Source organism: Streptomyces niveiscabiei, assembly GCF_001419795.1.
Classification (GTDB): Bacteria; Actinomycetota; Actinomycetes; order Streptomycetales; family Streptomycetaceae; genus Streptomyces; species Streptomyces niveiscabiei.
In genome coordinates this window covers 1-431 of record NZ_LIRL01000833.1, presented here as the reverse complement: position 1 = coordinate 431, position 431 = coordinate 1, and the positions used below count along the sequence as shown (strand labels likewise).

General features: G+C 71.2%; 1 protein-coding gene. It reads left to right on the top strand.

Going from position 1 to position 431, the window contains the following annotated elements; translation table 11 throughout:
- Nucleotides 1-200: 200 nt before the first annotated feature.
- Nucleotides 201-431 (top strand): hypothetical protein (locus tag AOK24_RS48855; protein WP_159052090.1); only part of this gene is annotated, 231 nt, incomplete at its 3' end.

The window sequence follows — 431 nt, the reverse complement described above, 5'->3', positions numbered from 1 at the left end:
GCGAGGCGGCGGTTGAGGAAGGGGCGTGCGCTGCTGGTCATGCCCGCCATCCTGCGCTCAAGCTCTGGAGTTCCTCAAGTGTGCTTTGGCTGCTGAGACGGCCGGGCATCCCCAGGTCACGCACCGCTCGTACGGTGCGCGAGGCGCCCACGGGGGGCCGCTTCGGGGGACTTGTGAGAAGCGGAAGGAGGGTGATCGTCATGCCCATGGCAATCGGCGTCATCCTGCTCGTTCTGTTCGTGATCCTGCTCACGGCGGCGCTGATCGGCGGCCGGCGCCGGGAGCGGGCCGAGCGGCGGGCGCGCGCCGCTCGGCGGCGGTCGTACAGCGGGAGCGGCAGCAGCAACGGCAGCGGGAGCAGCGACAGCATGAACAGCTCCGCCACCGGGAGCGGCGGCTGGTGGATCTTCGGGGGTGACTCGGGGGGCGAC